Source organism: Candidatus Thiodictyon syntrophicum (genome assembly GCF_002813775.1).
Lineage (GTDB): Bacteria > Pseudomonadota > Gammaproteobacteria > Chromatiales > Chromatiaceae > Thiodictyon > Thiodictyon syntrophicum.
Genome location: NZ_CP020370.1, coordinates 3,798,450 through 3,814,624 on the forward strand (window position 1 = coordinate 3,798,450; position 16,175 = coordinate 3,814,624).

Genomic DNA, 16,175 nt, shown 5'->3' on the forward strand with positions numbered 1-16,175 from the left:
GTCAAGAACAAGCTAGACACAAACACAATCGTTGTCGTTGTCGTTGTCGTAATCGGAGAAGCGATGCGATTTGAAGTGCGAGAAAATCCGGGGCGCCACGATAGCCTCGACAACGACAACGACAAGGCAATGACGCTGACGGCATTCTCCAATGGACCTGTTTAACGTAGTCAGTGAGCCGTTCCTTAACGGCCGCGTTTCTATGGAAATGTCGGCAGGCTATGTCACAACGGTCACGGGATGGCAGTCTCCACCATATCTTCACTATTCAACGAACAATGACATTTCACGACCTATTGCACCACGAGTGCGGAACCGGCTGGCAGCGCTGGAGTCTGTGGTGCGTCTGCATCATGGCGCTGACGGTCTTGGGAGTCATCCAGACCGTCACGGAAGCGAATTTCGCCTTGGCCTCAGCCGCGCTGCTGCCGGTGCTCACGATTGCCTGGTTCTGCGAGCGCGAGGCGCAACGGTCGCGGCGCCACCGGCATTCCATGGCCGTCATTTTTCTCGATCTGGACCACTTCAAACAGCTCAACGACACCCAGGGACACGGCACCGGCGACCTCGCCCTGCAGGAAACCGCCAAGGTGTTGCTGAGTCATTTGCGTTCGATCGACTGCGTCGCACGACTTGGCCGTGATGAATTCGCGATCCTGCTGCCCGCCGTCGGCTGGGATGTCGCATTGCAGACTGCATTCCAGGTCGCCGCCGTACTCAGGACGCGGCTCGCCCGGTTTCCACCCGTTACCGCAAGCCTTGGTCAGGCGTGGTTCTCCGAAGCGGATCGCCCTTTTCCCGCCATGCTCAGGGCCGCGGAAGAATTGCTGTATCAAGCGAAGAAAACCGGCAGCGATACGGTACGTTCTCAACGCTTCGATACATGAATAGTCCTTGCGGGAGTGGCCTCCGTCCGCGATGCGGCGCCGCGGTAACCTGCGACCTTGGAGCGCGGCGGTGCTCGGGCTCGCTGACCTCAGGACGGCCGACCCCGGTCAGGGGTGCGCGCCCCAGAGGGCCGGCGCCGAGCGTTGGGCCGACGAGGCCCGGCCGCTCGGCGCGCCGCCCGCTACCCCCGGAGTCGCGACGCCCCCGTCATGACCCCCGGACCTCAGGCCGCGACCGCCGCGCGCCGACGCCGCAACCCCGCCATGGCCAGCAGGCCGGGGATCGCGAGCGCGGCGGTGGCCGGGACCGGGGCGGCGGCCGGCTGGCCGTTCACGTCGGCCAGCAGCCCCGGTACTGGCTCGGGATCGCCCCCGTTGAGGCTGTACTGGGCGGTCACGCTGAAGGGGGTGATGTAGTTGATCTGGAAGTTGCCGGTGGTCCCCGTCATGCTGACCCGCCCGGTCGGGATATTGGCCAGTGAGACGTCCACCGACATGCCATCGACCGTGCCTGAGAAGCTCGCCATCTGCAGAATCATGTCGAAAGTCCCCCCGGCGGACGGGTCGGTACGGTCCGTGAACTGGACAACGAAGTTGTTGGTGCCGGTCAGGTTTGCGGTGCGCACGACAGGTCCGCCGCTAGTGTCGGACAGATAAGACAGGAAAGAGGCGCTGTAGCGGTAGACATCGTCAGTCGGAGTGGGGCCGGTGAAACCGCTGATCTGGAAACTTTGAGTGTAACCGAGGCCGGGCAGTGCCAACCAGGTACCGGGCGGAGTGGCCTGCAGGTCGACGATCTGACCCAGGAACGGGTCGGGGACGGGGCTGGGGAAGGCGTAGGCACCGGTCGAGACGGTGGCGAGTGCGAGCGCGGCGAGCGCGGCGCGGGCCGGGGTGGACAGGTAGGGGGTCAGCATCAATATCTCCGCGTGCGTGTGTGACTGTCGGGGTTAACTTTACGTCTGGAACCTGTGGTCGTTCCCGCCGGGGCGGGTACCGCTGCTGATCCGCTCCGTGCGGGGCGCCGTAACGAGCGGGCGCCGGGGCCACGAGGGGACGCGATGCGGCAGTCCCCGGTGGCGGAACTTTGCAGTCTCGCTCCGTGACGGCAGCGCCACCAAGATAAAAGCAAAGTTCATGCCAAATATATTCAATCAGGAGTTCTACCCTTTTTTCACAGATAGTTAAGTGGTTCCTGACCGGTCGGCCGCGGTCCCCGGGCCGTCCTGCGGAGCACCGAAAACGCGAAAGTGTAAAAATTACTGACAAATGTAGCCATTTATCCGACGGTCGGGCGGGCGCCTCCCTGTGTCGGTGACCCGGTGTCGGTGATTCGGCCGGTCCGGGGGCGCATCGCCGACGCCCCCGGCCGCCGCCCTCAGGGCCTGGTCTGGAGCCGCGTCAGCAGGGCCGCCGCGGCGTCACGCTCGGGGAAGTCCTCCCCGGCCAATGCCTTGAGCAGGCCCTGGGCGCGCTCCCGGGCCCCGGTGGCGGCCAGGGCCGCGGCCAGGTGATAGGCGAGGCCCGGATCGGTGCTGCCGCTGGCCGCCGCCCGCTCCAGTATCGGCAAGGCGCGCGCCGGCTCCTTCAGGGCGAGCAGCACGGCCCCCAGGGTATCGGACACGTCCGCCCGGTCCGGGAACGCGGCATAGGCCGCCTCGGCCAGGGGCAAGGCGGCCTTGGGGTCCGTGGGCAGCAGCAGCATGGCGAGGTTGTTCTGGGCCAGCGGGTTTTTTGGCTGGTCCTTGAGGATGGTCCGGTATTGCTCGATCGCGGCCGCGGTATCGCCCTGGCCGAGCGCGACCTGGGCCAGCACGGCGCGGGTCTCCAGATCACGCGGGTGGGCGGCGATCCATTCGTCGGCCGAGGCGCGCGCCGCCGCCGCCTCGCCGGCACCGTACAGGGCCTGGATCAGGGCGCGCCGATAGACAGGGTCGGCGGGCGCCTGCGCGGCCGCGGCCCGCGCAAACTCCAGCACCGCCTGTCGATCCCCCCGCGCGGCGGCCAGCCGGGCCTGTTCGAGGGCGAGCGCGGGCGCCTGGGGGGCGACCTTGGTAAGGCGTGAGGCGAGCGACGTGCGCGCCGCGTCGTGCGGCTGGCCGGCAAAGGCGGCGCGGATGGCCTGTGCGCTCAGGGGATGCGCCGGGTCGAGGGACAGGGCCTGGGAGAGGGCCTCGGCCATGGCGTCCGGCGCATCGGGTCCGCCCCGCACGCCCCTGGCCAGGACCATCAGATAGAGCGGCTCGGCGGACTTCGGCAACAGTGTCGTCAGTTGTGCGAAGGTCTCCAGGGCCGCTGCGGGCCGCTGGGCGGCCAGTTCCACGAGTCCGCGGGCGCGCAGCAGCGGGGCGCCCGCCGCCTGATCCTCCGGCGCCGCGGCCAGGACGGCCAGGGCCTCGGCGGGGTCCTGGCGCTCGACCAGCAGGCGGATCAGGGCCAGGCGCAGTTGCAGGTCTTGGGGTGCGGCGGCCAGCCCCTGACGCAGCCGCGTGGTGGCGGCCTCGGGTTTGCCGTCCTGGACGTCCAGGGCCGCCAGGAGGACCAGGGCGGTGCTCTCCGTGGCGTTGGCGCGCAGCAGGGTCTCCAGGGGCGCGCGGGCGGCCTTGAGGTCCCCGGCCTGCAGCGCGAGCCGGGCCAGGGTCAGGGCCGCGCCGGCGGCACTTGGGTCATCGGCCAGGGCGCGCTCGGCGGCGGCGCGGGCCCCCGGGAGATCGCCGGTGGCGGCCAGTGCGTTCGCCAGGAGTGTCTGGACCCGGGCGTCGCGCGGCTGGGCCTGCGCCAGGGCCTGGGCCCGGGTCAGGGCCGCCGCGCCCGCGCCCTCCAGCAGATCCAACTGCGCCAGGGTCAGCCCCGCCTCCAGGTTCCCGGGGGCGGCCGCCAGCAGCCGTTCCAGTTGCGCCCGCGCGCCGGCCCGGTCCCCGCCGCCGGCCAGGTCACGGGCCAGGGTCAGCGCGGCGGCGGGCTGCTCCGGCGTCTGCTGCGCCAGTTGCGCCAGCACCTCCCCGGCCTCCGCCTGGCGGCCCTGGGCGACCAGTGCGCGGTAGATGAGCTGGTCCAGCGCGGGCGGGTGCGCCGTCGCGGTGAACGGCAGCAGGGCCTCCTCCGCCTCCCGCGCCCGGCCCTGCGCGAGCAGGATCTCGGCCTGGAGTATGGCGACCTCGGCGGTCGTCTCCTTGGCTTCCAGCAGGGGTCTCAGGTGGCGCAGGGCCTCCGCGTGGCGCCCGGTCTGGGCCAGGGCCAGGCTCGCGAGATAGATCCCCTGCGGATTGCTGGGGGCGGATTTCAGGAATGCCTCCAGGTGGGGAACGGCCGCCTGCGGGTCACCGCGGCGCAGGGCGAGCATCCCCTCCGCCAGGTCCAGCCCCAGGAAATCGGGGACTTGCGCGCGCGCCTCGCGCAGATCGGCGGCGGCTCCCGGGAACGCGTTCAGATCGATGCGCACCATGGCGCGCTTGTAGTACAGGGTCCCGGGGTTGGGCCGGTGCGTGATCGCCTGACCGAACGCCTCTTCGGCGGTCTCGCGCTCCCCGGCGAGAAAGGCGAGATCCCCTTTCAATTCGAGGCCCTTGGGGTCCGTGGGGGTCGCCGCCAGGGCTTGCTCCACCAGGGCCGCGGCCCCCGCCCGGTCCTTGTCCGTCAGGGCGAGCCGCGCGAGGCCATAGAGGGCGCGGGTGTTCTCCGGGTCCAGGGTCCGGGCCTCGGCGAGCCGCACCCGGGCGGCCTTGAGCTCGCCCAGATTCAGGTGCGCCTCGCCCACCAGGGCGCTCAATTCGGCCCGCGGTCGCGTGTCCTTCCCCTTTGCCGCCCCCGGATCGATGGACCCGATCAGGCGCAGGAACTGACCTTGCAGGAGCAGGGCCTGCCCCAGGTCCGCCAGGTCCGCGGGCGCAAGCACCGGTGCGGCCCCCGCGGCGGCACCGGGACCGCGCAGGGGCTCGAGGGCCTGCTCCGCCGCGGGCCCTTGGCCCAGGTCCAGGTAGGTGCGCACCAGCAGGCGCCGCGCCCCCTGGTCCCCGGGTTCTTCCCGGAGTCGCCCCTGGAGCAGGTCCAGGGCCCGGGGGTGTTCCCGCCGCTCCAAGGCCGCACGCGCCGCGGTAACGGCGGGGGCCTCCTCCGGCGGGGGCGCGTCGGCGGCCCCGGCCGGGGTCAGCAGGTTCAATGCCAGGACGAGGGCGGCGTAGGCGGCGGGGCGGCGCATGGAATGGCTCCGGTGGTGGCTGGGCTAAGGTGTCGGGGGAGGACCGGGGGGAGCGCCGTGCGCGACGGTGCCGCGGCCGGCAAAGGGATCTGATGATAGCCGCGCGCGGCGGCGCGGTGGGAGTGGGTCGTTGTCGTTGTCGTTGTCGTAATCGTGGTCGGATTATTCGATTACGACAACGACAACGACGCCCGGTCCGTAGGAACGTCCGGTCGCTGTCGCTGCAGGGTACGCATCGCGGCAGGCGCGGGCGTCCGTGCTACCATTTGCCCCTATGCTGACCTATCCCGACCTCGACCCCATCGCCGTTGCCATCGGACCACTGCGGGTCCACTGGTACGGGCTCATGTATCTCGCCGGTTTCGCCTGCTCCTGGGGACTGGGGCGCTGGCGCGCCGCGCGCCCGGGCTCGGGCTGGACGGCCGACATGGTGGACGACCTGATCTTTTACTGCATCATCGGCGTCATCGCCGGCGGCCGGCTGGGCTACATGCTCTTCTACGGGTTCGACCAGATCCTGGCCAATCCGCTGAACCTGTTCAAGGTCTGGGAGGGGGGCATGTCCTTCCACGGGGGCCTGATCGGGGTCATCGCGGCGATGGCCCTGTTCGCGCGCCGGCAGGGGCTGCACTTCTTCCAGGTGGCCGACTTCATAGTCCCGCTGGTTCCCACGGGGCTGCTGTTCGGGCGCATCGGCAACTTCATCAACGGGGAGCTCTGGGGGCACCGCACGGACCTGCCCTGGGGGGTGCAACTGCCCTGTGCCGTGTTCCCGGGTCAGTGCGCGGACCAGGGCCCGGACGCACTCCTGAGCCCGGCGGTGCACCCGTCCCAGCTCTACGAGGCGGGGCTGGAGGGCTTGGTCCTGTTCCTGATCCTGTGGACCTACTCCAGCCGCCCGCGGCCGATGATGGCGGTATCCGGGCTCTTCCTGCTGTTGTATGGGTGTTTTCGGTTCCTGATCGAGTTTGTCCGCACCCCGGACGCCCAGTTGGGCTATCTCGCCTTTGGGTGGCTCACGATGGGGCAGATCCTCTCCATCCCCATGATCGCGTTCGGCGGCCTGTTTCTGGTTATCGCTTACCGCCGCCGTTAAAGGAGCAGGGGCGTCCCGCCCCGGTAACCAAAGAACTCGGGGCGGGACGCCCCGGCTCCTTTTTTTACCAGGGGCGGTAGACCATCCCCGGGATCAGTTGCGAATCGAACAGCGCGGGCATCTTGGCGACGAAGGCGCGCAGTTGCTCCAGGTTCATGTAGGTCCCGTAGGAGGCCTTGGCCGCCTCCACCGGCAGTTCGACCCAGTAGCGGTCGGCCTCGCGTTCGCACAGGATCTGGAGCGTGTGCTCCGCCGGGTCCATGATCCCGAGGAAGTCGTCCTCCGACTGGAGGCGCGGCAGCAACTGTTCGCAGATCGTGCGCGCGCTCATCTCCACGGCACTGGCCGAGGAGATGGACTCACCGAAGCGGGAGAAGAGGTAGTAGACGCGATAGTGCATGATCGGCGCCCTAGAGTCCGAACCCACCCGGGGGCATACCACCACCCGGGAAGCCGCCGGGGAAGCCCCCGGGCATCCGCGAGCCCAGGGCCCGCATCATCTTCGCCATGCCGCCGCCCTTCATTTTTTTCATGACCTTCTGCATCTGGGTGAATTGTTTGAGCAGCTTGTTCACGTCCTGCACCTGGGTCCCCGAGCCCAAGGCGATGCGCCGTCGGCGCGACCCCTTGATGATGGCGGGGAACTGCCGCTCCTGGCGCGTCATGGAGTCGATGATCGCGGCCAGCTTGCCCATCTCCTTGTCGTTGACCTGACTCTTCATGTGCTCGGGCACCTGGCTCATGCCCGGGAGCTTGTCCATCAGGCTCGCCATGCCGCCCATCTTGGTCATCTGGACCAACTGCTCCCGGAAGTCCGCCAGATCGAAGTCCTTGCCCTTCTTGAGCTTCTTGACCAGGCGCTCGGCCTGCTCGCGGTCGACCTTGGACTGGACCTCCTCCACCAGGGAGAGCACGTCGCCCATCCCCAGGATGCGCGAGGCGACCCGCTCCGGGTGGAAGGGCTCCAGGGCCGTGACCTTCTCACCGGTACCCAAGAATTTGATCGGCTTGCCGGTGATCTGACGGATCGACAGGGCGGCCCCGCCGCGGGCGTCGCCGTCGGTCTTGGTGAGGATGATGCCGGTCAGCGGCAGGGCCTCGTCGAAGGCGCGGGCGGTGTTGGCCGCGTCCTGGCCGGTCATGGCGTCGACCACGAACAGGGTCTCGACCGGGCGGATGGCGGCGTGGATGGCCTTGATCTCATCCATCATGGCCGCGTCCACGTGCAGTCGGCCGGCGGTATCCACGATCAGCACGTCCTTGAACTGCTTGCGCGCGGTGTCGAGCGCGTTGCGGGCGATGTCGACCGGGTTCTGGTCGCTGCTGCTCGGGATGAACCCGGCGCCCACCTCCGCCGCCACGGTGCGCAACTGCTCGATGGCAGCCGGACGGTAGACGTCGCAGCTCACCACCAGCACCGTCTTCTTCTGCTTCTCCTGGAGCCAACGGGCGAGCTTCGCCACGCTGGTGGTCTTGCCCGAGCCCTGGAGCCCCGCCATCAACACCACCGCGGGGGGTTGGGCCGAGAGGTCCAGGCGCTCATTGGCCGCCCCCATCAGGGCCACCAGTTCGTCGTTGACGATCTTGATCAGCACCTGGCCGGGTGTGAGGCTCTTCATCACCTCCTCGCCCAGGGCCTTCTCGCGCACCTGGTCGACGAAGGCCCGCACCACCGGCAGGGCCACGTCCGCCTCCAGCAGCGCCATGCGCACCTCGCGCATCGTGTCCTTGATGTTGTCCTCGGTCAGGCGTCCCTGACCACGCAGGTCTTTGAGGACGCGCCCGAAACGCTCCTGGAGATTCTCAAACATACTTGCCCCCTGATGATCGCCCCGGTGATCGCCGCCCGGCACGCGGGCCGCACCCGCCCTGCGGCGACCGCCACCCGCGGCCCGGCCGGCGGCCCGGCCCGGCACCGAATCCGTGAGTATAACGCCGCCGCGGCGTTTTCCCGATCGGCCGTTTATGAGATTATGCCTGACTATGAAACACACCCTGCTCGCCGTCGCCGCCATCCTCTTCTACCTGTCCGCCACCGGCGCGATCGGGTTGCGCCTGTTCCGCCGGGGGGAGTCCTGGGCGCCGAACCGGGATCTGGGGCTCTCGCTCGGTTTTGCCGGGCTGATCCTGCACACCTGGCTCCTGTGGGACAGCATTTTCAGCCACACCGGCCTGAACCTGGCCTTTTTCAACGCCCTGGCGCTGACCTCCTGGACCGTGATCACCCTGCTGCTAGTCTCCAGCCTGACCAAGCCGGTGGAGAACCTGGGCCTGATCCTGCTCCCGGTGGCCGCCCTCACCGTGGGGCTGGAGGCGCGCTTCGGTGAGATCGCCTTCATGAGCCCGGCGGCCGGCTGGCCGCTCAAGGTCCATGTCCTGCTGTCCATGCTCGCCTACAGCCTGCTCACCCTGGGCGCGGTCCAGGCCGTGCTGCTGGCGATCCAGGACCACCACCTGCGCAGCCGCCAGCCGGGCGGGTTCGTCCGGGGTCTGCCGCCGCTCCAGACCATGGAGAGCCTCCTGTTCGAGATGATCGCGGCCGGCTTCGTGCTGCTGACCCTGGCCCTGGCCTCCGGATTCGCCTTCTTCGAGGACATGTTCGCCCAGCACCTGGTGCACAAGACCGTGCTGTCGGTGCTCGCCTGGTTGGTCTTCGGCGGTCTCCTGCTCGGGCGCTTCCGCTACGGCTGGCGCGGCCGGACCGCCATCATCTGGACCCTGAGCGGTTTTGTGATCCTGATCCTCGCCTACTTCGGCAGCAAGGCGGTGCTGGAACTCATGCTGCACCGCACCGCGGGCTGAAACCCACTGTGGGGCTTGCCTGGAACCCGGTAAATAGTGCAAAATTCGCGTTCCGCTGACGGGGCTCAACACCGCGTCGGCAGGACCCCCGCTCAACCGGGGTCCCATCCGGGCATCGTTCCGGGGCAGTAGCTCAGCTGGGAGAGCGCCGCGTTCGCAATGCGGAGGTCAGGGGTTCGATCCCCCTCTGCTCCACCAATCAATGAACCCCAACCGATTTTGGTTGGGGTTTTTTTGTGCTCGATGTGAGCCATGATCGGCAAACGTGACCAACTCATCCAGCACATTGCGGCGAGCCCGTCGCCGGTGAGAACGACCGACGCCGCTCTTGCAGTTGGTTTGCCCCCCTCCCCCGAGACCTTTGCCGCCTTGGACCTGTTGCTCGCCCTGTCACCGGAAGTGAGCGCATTCTCGGATGGCTGGGTGGCATCTGCGGACACCAGTGACCGGCGCATCCTCGGCGCACTGCGGGCCTATGCTCAAGCCCACCCTGAAAGGCAGATTTTCCGCGTTGCCGCGGCACTCGGGCACCTGTCGGCGCAGGACCAGATGACCGAGCAACAGCTCCGCGAATTGTTGTCCCGGACCAGTGAGTTCCAGCTCCTGGCGAACGCAATGATCAAACGAGGATCCTAGTGGCAAAGAAGCTCAACGGATATGACCGCACCGCGGCCCTGCAAGCGGCCAGGAGTCACCTCTCGACGGCGCTCGGCTATGTCGATATCGGACCGATCCGGATCACCGATCAAGACTGCATCGTCGCGATGGCAAATGATAGACCGGTCATCCTGGTCTCAGGGTCCCGTCAAAGTCCGGGGGCTTGACGTAGCGGCGGGGGCCTCGGGCGATGCGAAGCGCGCGGGTGACGGTCGGGCGGTAGATCTGGCGAAGACGATCGCGGGGTTGGGCGAGGCGCGCGAAGGGGAAGTGCGCGGGCGCAGGCGAGCGCCAGCCTCCGCCGGAGCGGCCGTGCGTCAGCGTCAGCGGCGTCGGGTGTCAGACGCCGATGGCGGCCAGGGCCCGGCGCGGTTGGTGAGCGAAGGCGCGCAGGGCGCTGGCGATATTGGTAAAGCCGTGCAGACGAGCCAAGGCGATGGCGAAGTTGCGCAGGCTGGCCATGATGGCCGGTCCGTGGCCGACGCGCACGCGCGAGCGATCCTCGTCGAAGGTGACGTCGCGGACATAATGGGAGCGGTTCTCGATGCCCCAGTGGCCGCGGTTGAGTTGCAGGAGTCGCGGCGGGTCGGCCAACTGCGGTGGCAGGCTGGTCACGGCGAACACCGTCTCGTCGCGTTGCTTGCCCGACGTGAGTTCGGTGACGGCGCGTTCGATGCGACAGACCTGGGCGACGTGGGGGAAGTTGACGTAGTCGTTGAGGGCCGTGGAGGCCATCAAGCGGCGCTGCTCCAGGCGCCCATGGCCCTTATCGAGGGTCGTGGTGCAGAGGGGGGAAATGCGCCTCGGTCAGGGCGCTGAGGTCGGCATAGAGGGTGGGCTGATTTTCTTTGACCGTGAAAAAATAGTGGGCCTGTTTCTCCTCGACCAGGAAGCGCGCGGTCTCGCGTTGGGTATGCAGCGCATCGGCGGTGACCACCCGTCCCGTGAGGTCCAAGGGTGCGAGCAGCGGTTTGAGCTCCGGGATCTCGTTGGTCTTGGCCGGGATCTCGCGCTGCGCCACGGTCACGCCCTGATCTTGGAGGAACGCGCTGAGCAGATGCACCTGGGTGCCGTCGGGGCGCACCGCCCCGCGCAGGGCCTTACCATCGACGGCCACGGCATCGTCGGCAGCGACGAGGCCGAGCAGCCAGTCACTCAAGGTGGCATCAATGGCGGCAACGTCGCTGGCTTGCAGGACGCGGCGCAAGGTCGGCTCGGAGGGTGGCTCGAAGCGCTCGGTGCGGGGATTGTAGCGGGCGTGTAGACGCTTGAGTTGGGCCTGGGTCAGGCGCGCTGCCCACTCGGCGAGCGCGGTATAGCCGCGGTTGCCGGCGAGTACGGCGGCGAGGCCGATGCTCAACACCGTGGCCTGGGGATGGCGTTTACCGCGCGGACGGCGCCGATCGGGCAGCGCGCGCAGACGCTGCTGCAGGTCCTGCATCTGGGCCGTGGTCAGGGTGACGGATTGCATTGGCGTGCTCCAAGGGGCGGGTAGCACGGGGGCGCACAACAGCGCCCGGGCGCGTGGGTGCAACGGATAGACGAGTGCCTGCTTGGGTTCGCCATGGGGGGTATAGCGGCCGTTGCAGCGCGCAAAGCCGCGCGTGGTGCCGACCACCTGCCAGTTGGCGGCGCGGTAACAGGCACCGGTAAAACGCGTTGGATCGACGAAGGTCTCGGCCAGCAACAGGCGGTGACCATGGACGCGCAGCCAATCGTCGGACAGGCGCCGCAGGTTCAGCGCCAGGATGCGCGAGGCCAGATTAGGGACGCGCCCGGTGGCGGGGAGGATCAAGAACCGGGCGTTGTTGGCCAGCAGATGCAGGCGTTGATAGTGCAGCACCCGCGGCCAACCGATCCAGGCATCGCGGGCCGCGCACTTGAGCGCCGCCGCCTGCCAGCCGAGCAGCGCCAGCCAGCACCCATCAAGCGTGGCAACGTAGCGTAAGGTCTTGCCGAATAACGAGCGTAGGCCCAGGTAATGATGCGCCTCGACCAGCGCATCCCACGCGTCCCGCTCCCCGGGCAGGATCAGGCGGACCTCCAGACGCCGGAGTAACTCCGACGCGGGGCGGCAGGACTGGCAAGGAATTTCGGCCATGCCGACTGTTGTAAGACATTTCGGGCCGAAAATCCAGTTCTGCGAACATCGGTCACAAGCTCAAGGGGCTACGGGTGAACTCGACGGAGCCCTGTCCTGGTCTGGGCACCAGAGGACGAGGGACCGATCAACCCGGCTGACCAGGCGTATGCACAAGAACTCGCGGCCTCGATCGATGTTGGGCCCGCCGACTACATCTGGGCGACCAGCACCGGCATCCCTGGTGACGGGTATATTTTCTCGTGGCTGCCGGACAAGGAGTGCCAGGTCAGCGAGTTGCCCACGGCCGAGGCCGCCCCGGCGGGCGAGAAGGGCCGGCGGACACGTGCCGATGCGGCCGGTTTCAAGCATCTCCAGTCGGAGTTCGACCAACTCCATGAGCAGATCTACGCCGCCCGTGAGCCGATCGACAGCTCGAACGATCTGACGGCCCAGCTCTGCAAGTGCATCTTCCTCAAGATGCACATGGAGCGGCATCCGGACTTTCGGGCAGAGGCGGATGCGCCGCCGCTGATCGACATCTTCCAGCCGCACTACGTCACGGCCCATGGAGAGAAGGCCGTCGACGAGATCAAGAAGGCCTTCGCCCAAGCGCGCAGCCTGCCCGAATACAACGTCGTCGATGACCGAGGCAACACGTTCGAGATCTTCGACCGGGACGATTACATCAAATTTCGCCGCCCCGAGACCTACGCCGCCATCGCCGGCTTCCTGAATCGCCACGAACTGACCCGGCCCGATGCCTCTGGGATCGAGGACGACATGGTGGGGCGCGCCTTCGACGTGATGTTGCGCGGGCGATTCGAGGGGAAAGGCGGGATGGGGGTGTACCTGACCCCTCAGCAGGTTCGCGACGCCATGGTCCACATGGTCTTCCACGACCTGCTCACCGAGGACCCCGGCCTGCTGACGCGCGTCGACCCCAAGACCGGGCGTCCGGAATTGCGGATTTGCGACCCCTGCTGCGGGTCCGCCGGCTTTCTGATTACGAGCATGCGCGAGGTGCGCAAACACGTCGACAAGCTCGTCGGCATGTCACTGGAACAACGGGCAAAGCTGCTGCAAGGTATCTTCCACCATGGGTTCGAGGGTGCCGACAACGCCCCCAACATGGTCCTCCTGGCGCGCATCAACATGGCACTCCACGGTGACGCGCGCCCGCGGGTCTTTCGCGTATCGAGCTCGCTCACCTCCGACATCTTCGAGGCGGAGAGCTTCGACCTCATTCTCACCAACCCCCCGTTCAAGAAGGGTGGCATTACGGACGAGGCGCAGCCGGAGGTGCTGAAGGCCTACCAGTCCGCCATCGACCAACGTGGCCTGGTGATTGCGGACGGAAGCCTACTGGCGCTCGGTGCCAAGCCCGACGCCAAAGGGCGCTGGAAGCCGGTCAACAGTGTCGATCCCGCGGTACTCTTCATCGACCGCTGTCTCCAACTCCTTAAGCCCGGCGGCCGGCTCCTCATCGTCCTCCCCGATGGTATCCTCTGCAACAGCGGCGACCGCTATGTGCGTGAGTACCTCATGGGCACGAAGGACGAGGCCACCGGCCAGTTCATTGGCGGCAAGGCGGTGGTCAAGGCGGTCGTGAGCCTGCCCCCCGTCACCTTCCGGCTGTCTGGCGCCGGCGCCAAGACCAGCTTCCTCTATCTCCAGAAGAAGCGCCCCGGCGATGAACAAGGGCCAGTGTTCATGGCGGTGGCGGACGGCGTAGGCTTCGACGTGAAGCAGAACAAGGAGGTCGTCACCGGCGAAAACGACCTCGTGCGCATCGTCGAGGCCTACAAGGCCGGACCCCAAGCAGACCAGGCGGTCGGATGATGGGCCCCACCACCGGCCTGGTTCCCCCGGTGGACCTGAACGCGCTCCAGGCCGAGCTGGTCGAACTCGCCCTCGGCGGCGTCGTTGAGCCGCGACCCGGTACGCAAAGCTGGCTCGCGGCCACCGGCATCACGCGAACGACCGCTGATGGTCGCCTGGTCGCTGACGATGATTGGCTGATCTGCTCACTGCCCGCCCCATCGGACAAGGAACTGCTGGTCCGCTCCCTGCTGCGCGATCCGCTCTATCGGCTGCATCTGGATCTGCGCTTGGCGCAGATCGTCACGGCGGTCGGGGTGTCCGGCCGCTGGTCACGGCTGGAGGACCTTCTGTTCGGCGAACTGTCCCCCCTGGCCCCACGCCTGGCCGCCCTGGTCGAGCTCGCCAGACCCGCAGACGGCGTGTGGGAACATGCAGATTGGGACGGCCTCGATGCACTCCAGCCTGACACCGCGGCGCAACTTGACGAGCGGTGCTGGGGGATCAGCGCGAGCGCGGAGGCGATGTTCCCGGTGCTGCGCGCGCGTTATCCCGCGTTTGCCTTGGTACCCGTGTTCCACGCCGCCGCCGATGACTTCGTTGCGTCCGTCGTTGCGGCTGCCGCGCTCGGAGAGTCCGTACAGGTCCCAGCCGAGCACCGGGCCGACCTAACTGCACTGGCCCGACGGGGGCTCCCTCTGTGGTACCGGGCGCTCGGGGACCAGACACTGGAGGTTACCCTGAGCGCGCCCTGTCGCGTGCGAGGTAAGCAGCCAGACCTTGCAAGCCGCCCCTCTACCCGAGGTGTCCCAGCCCATGCGCGGGCCGGGTCTGCGCTGCTTCCTCCCCCACCTCGCGGCCTGCGCGCGTCCTTCTGGGAGATCGCCGAGACCGCGACCTCTGGGTTGGCCTTCGTCGGCACCGCGCACCGGGAACTGTGGCCCGCCGACCAGGACGCCATACGGCGCGGCCTGCCCCGCGGCGAGGACCTTGCAGGTCTCGCCCGTCCACGTCGCTGCGGGCATGGCGCCCAAGACCCCGCAGATGCGGCGCTGCGGTTGCTTTGCGATCATCCGCTGTTCGGTTTCTGGCTTCAGATCCTGCTCGTCGAGGCACTCGACCGCGAGCTCGGCGCGGAGACCCTGCTGTTGGCGCCGCCGACACCGCCGCTCGTCGATGACATTGAGGCCGCGACCCATCTGTATTACCGGCCGCGTGTCGAGTCGCAGCAGCAGGCCCCGCCCTTGCGGGATCTGGGGGCGCTGGACGACGCCATGACGCCGGTTGCCGTCGCGCTCGGGGTAAGTCCCGTCGGTGTGCTGGGACCCGCGGCCGGCCCCTGGTCGCTGAGCCTGGCACTGCTCGCGCACATCGGCGTCGCGCAGCATCGCCACGATCGTTGGACCCTCTCGGCTCACGCGCTCGATCGGCTCCACGGCGGCGGACTCATGACCGGGGTCATTCGCCGCGGCCGGGGGGTTCGCGAACACCTTCACGATCTGCTCGAGGCCCTCTGGCGCAAGCGTGCCGACGCCGATCAGGGGGCATCCGGTGTCTGAGCCCCGATCCATCGCCCTGACCCGACTCGCCCTGTGGTGCGACCCCACCCGCATCCAGACGTGGCCGAAGTTTCTCGCCTCGCTCCCAGAAGACGCGCTCGCCCCGACGCCCACCGACCTGGGGCGAGCCTTCGTGACGACGCGCATGACCTCCACTGGACATGCGGCCGCATTCGACCTGGTTCGCAATCTGGCCGGCCTGGAGTGCAAGGCCGGGCGGCTGCAACTGCGCGGCCTGGGCCTGCTCCGGCGCTCACCCGCGGGCTACGCGGTGAGCGCCGACGGCCGGGCACTCGCCGCCGCCTACCGCGCAAACCCCGCGGGCCCCGAATGGCCGCGTCTGTTCGCCGATGCGCTCCTGGGCCTTGAGCCGCGCACGCGGGCGCTCATCAAGCGCCTGTCCGAAGAAGGTGCGGTCCTCAAGTTCGAGCGCGACGCCTGGTTCGCCGGGAGCTACCGCCGGGCCCGCCTGGTGCGTACCGGCGAACCGGACATGTTTCCCCTCGACGCGGCCAGGGAGCGGCGGACGCTGCGTGAATCGCTCAACGACGACGCCTGGTGGTGCCTGGGAGAATGGCGTTCGGACCCATGCCTCGAAGGTGCGACGCATTGCCGTTTCCGCGGCACGCGCAGTGAGGCTTTCTCGCTGCACGGCATCGGCCCGGCGCTGCGCGCCGCCTGTGAGGTGCTGCTCGTCGGCGGGCTGCTGCACCGCAACGGCGGCGAGCTGCGCCTGGACAGGGCCGCGGCCATCCGTCTGCTGCCCGGGCGTGCCGCCGATTTCGGCTGGCTCGCCGGTGAGAGCGAATCAGGCAACCTGATGATCACGCTGGCGCAAGTCCTGCCGGGGCTCTGCTCTGCGACGGGTCACGTGGTGGCCTCGGAGCTACGCAACCTACTGCGCGCCCGGGGTGTCGCCGATCCGGACCGCGCCATCGCCGCGGCGCAAAGCGAGGGGCGCCTGCTCGTCTACGCGGAGGACTATGGCCAGTCCCGCCACGGCGAGGGCCTGTTCGGAGACCCAAGAAAGCAGCTTGTGAAGCTGCATCTCGTCGGCATCGGCCCAGGGGCTTAA

General features: G+C 68.2%; 14 protein-coding genes and 1 tRNA gene. 9 read left to right on the plus strand and 6 right to left on the minus strand.

Annotation, left to right across the window (positions count from 1 at the left end; translation table 11 throughout):
* Positions 1-353: 353 nt before the first annotated feature.
* On the plus strand, positions 354-887 hold the full coding sequence (locus THSYN_RS15895) for a GGDEF domain-containing protein (RefSeq protein ID WP_157817721.1): 534 nt from the start codon (positions 354-356) through the stop codon (positions 885-887).
* A gap of 224 nt (positions 888-1,111) precedes the next feature.
* Here THSYN_RS15895 and THSYN_RS15900 read toward each other — a convergent pair whose 3' ends face one another.
* Both THSYN_RS15900 and prsT read right to left on the minus strand, forming a co-directional pair.
* Positions 1,112-1,804 carry a hypothetical protein gene (locus tag THSYN_RS15900; protein WP_100920002.1) on the minus strand — a complete coding sequence of 231 codons (693 nt, stop codon included), beginning with the start codon at positions 1,802-1,804 and terminating at the stop codon, positions 1,112-1,114.
* Positions 1,805-2,265: 461 nt separating this feature from the next.
* Positions 2,266-5,085 carry an XrtA/PEP-CTERM system TPR-repeat protein PrsT gene (gene prsT / locus THSYN_RS15905; RefSeq protein ID WP_100920003.1) on the minus strand — a complete coding sequence of 940 codons (2,820 nt, stop codon included), beginning with the start codon at positions 5,083-5,085 and terminating at the stop codon, positions 2,266-2,268.
* A 274-nt stretch (positions 5,086-5,359) separates the two neighbouring features.
* On the opposite strand from prsT, the gene lgt reads away from it, so the two are divergent.
* Entirely contained in the window at positions 5,360-6,181 is an 822-nt protein-coding gene (lgt, locus tag THSYN_RS15910; protein WP_100920004.1) for a prolipoprotein diacylglyceryl transferase, read from the plus strand.
* A gap of 64 nt (positions 6,182-6,245) precedes the next feature.
* Here lgt and THSYN_RS15915 read toward each other — a convergent pair whose 3' ends face one another.
* Complete coding sequence (locus THSYN_RS15915; RefSeq protein WP_100920005.1) at positions 6,246-6,581, minus strand: hypothetical protein; 336 nt, start codon at positions 6,579-6,581, stop codon at positions 6,246-6,248.
* Between the two features lie 10 nt (positions 6,582-6,591).
* Entirely contained in the window at positions 6,592-7,992 is a 1,401-nt protein-coding gene (gene ffh / locus THSYN_RS15920) for a signal recognition particle protein (protein WP_100920006.1), read from the minus strand.
* A gap of 172 nt (positions 7,993-8,164) precedes the next feature.
* On the opposite strand from ffh, the gene THSYN_RS15925 reads away from it, so the two are divergent.
* The 4 genes from THSYN_RS15925 to THSYN_RS15940 all read left to right on the plus strand — a co-directional run bounded on the left by THSYN_RS15925 (position 8,165) and on the right by THSYN_RS15940 (position 9,807).
* Positions 8,165-8,983 (plus strand): cytochrome C assembly family protein, encoded by an 819-nt coding sequence (locus tag THSYN_RS15925; protein WP_100920007.1) that lies wholly within the window; start codon positions 8,165-8,167, stop codon positions 8,981-8,983.
* Between the two features lie 122 nt (positions 8,984-9,105).
* Positions 9,106-9,181 (plus strand) — tRNA-Ala (locus THSYN_RS15930).
* A 54-nt stretch (positions 9,182-9,235) separates the two neighbouring features.
* Positions 9,236-9,619 carry a hypothetical protein gene (locus tag THSYN_RS15935; RefSeq protein WP_100920008.1) on the plus strand — a complete coding sequence of 128 codons (384 nt, stop codon included), beginning with the start codon at positions 9,236-9,238 and terminating at the stop codon, positions 9,617-9,619.
* Entirely contained in the window at positions 9,619-9,807 is a 189-nt protein-coding gene (locus THSYN_RS15940) for a hypothetical protein (RefSeq protein WP_100920009.1), read from the plus strand. The genes THSYN_RS15935 and THSYN_RS15940 overlap by 1 nt, the downstream gene beginning before the upstream one ends.
* Positions 9,808-9,979: 172 nt before the next feature.
* Here the strand turns inward: THSYN_RS15940 and THSYN_RS36565 are convergent, their stop codons facing one another.
* Positions 9,980-10,375, minus strand: coding sequence for a hypothetical protein (locus THSYN_RS36565; protein ID WP_100917962.1), 396 nt, complete (start codon positions 10,373-10,375; stop codon positions 9,980-9,982).
* Positions 10,376-10,406: 31 nt separating this feature from the next.
* Positions 10,407-11,741 carry an ISAs1 family transposase gene (locus tag THSYN_RS15950; RefSeq protein ID WP_216644545.1) on the minus strand — a complete coding sequence of 445 codons (1,335 nt, stop codon included), beginning with the start codon at positions 11,739-11,741 and terminating at the stop codon, positions 10,407-10,409.
* A 276-nt stretch (positions 11,742-12,017) separates the two neighbouring features.
* Between THSYN_RS15950 and THSYN_RS15955 the strand changes: the two genes are divergently transcribed.
* From THSYN_RS15955 to THSYN_RS15965, 3 genes are read left to right on the plus strand one after another with little or no spacing between them, the layout of a single operon-like run.
* Positions 12,018-13,562: an HsdM family class I SAM-dependent methyltransferase gene (locus THSYN_RS15955; protein WP_100920010.1), complete on the plus strand. Its 1,545-nt coding sequence runs from the start codon at positions 12,018-12,020 to the stop codon at positions 13,560-13,562.
* Positions 13,559-15,100, plus strand: coding sequence for a hypothetical protein (locus tag THSYN_RS15960; RefSeq protein WP_157817722.1), 1,542 nt, complete (start codon positions 13,559-13,561; stop codon positions 15,098-15,100). Before THSYN_RS15955 ends, THSYN_RS15960 begins: the two co-directional genes overlap by 4 nt.
* Positions 15,093-16,175 carry a hypothetical protein gene (locus tag THSYN_RS15965; protein ID WP_100920012.1) on the plus strand — a complete coding sequence of 361 codons (1,083 nt, stop codon included), beginning with the start codon at positions 15,093-15,095 and terminating at the stop codon, positions 16,173-16,175. Before THSYN_RS15960 ends, THSYN_RS15965 begins: the two co-directional genes overlap by 8 nt.

What these genes read in the sequence shown, in the direction of transcription:
- THSYN_RS15895 (WP_157817721.1), top strand. Translation starts at nt 354, where the DNA reads ATGGCGCTGACGGTCTTGGGAGTCATCCAGACCGTCACGGAAGCGAAT.
- THSYN_RS15925 (WP_100920007.1), top strand. Translation starts at nt 8,165, where the DNA reads ATGAAACACACCCTGCTCGCCGTCGCCGCCATCCTCTTCTACCTGTCC.
- THSYN_RS15960 (WP_157817722.1), top strand. Translation starts at nt 13,559, where the DNA reads ATGATGGGCCCCACCACCGGCCTGGTTCCCCCGGTGGACCTGAACGCG.
- THSYN_RS36565 (WP_100917962.1), bottom strand. Translation starts at nt 10,375, where the DNA reads ATGGCCTCCACGGCCCTCAACGACTACGTCAACTTCCCCCACGTCGCC.
- THSYN_RS15915 (WP_100920005.1), bottom strand. Translation starts at nt 6,581, where the DNA reads ATGCACTATCGCGTCTACTACCTCTTCTCCCGCTTCGGTGAGTCCATC.
- ffh (WP_100920006.1), bottom strand. Translation starts at nt 7,992, where the DNA reads ATGTTTGAGAATCTCCAGGAGCGTTTCGGGCGCGTCCTCAAAGACCTG.
- lgt (WP_100920004.1), top strand. Translation starts at nt 5,360, where the DNA reads ATGCTGACCTATCCCGACCTCGACCCCATCGCCGTTGCCATCGGACCA.
- THSYN_RS15900 (WP_100920002.1), bottom strand. Translation starts at nt 1,804, where the DNA reads ATGCTGACCCCCTACCTGTCCACCCCGGCCCGCGCCGCGCTCGCCGCG.
- prsT (WP_100920003.1), bottom strand. Translation starts at nt 5,085, where the DNA reads ATGCGCCGCCCCGCCGCCTACGCCGCCCTCGTCCTGGCATTGAACCTG.
- THSYN_RS15950 (WP_216644545.1), bottom strand. Translation starts at nt 11,741, where the DNA reads ATGGCCGAAATTCCTTGCCAGTCCTGCCGCCCCGCGTCGGAGTTACTC.
- THSYN_RS15935 (WP_100920008.1), top strand. Translation starts at nt 9,236, where the DNA reads ATGATCGGCAAACGTGACCAACTCATCCAGCACATTGCGGCGAGCCCG.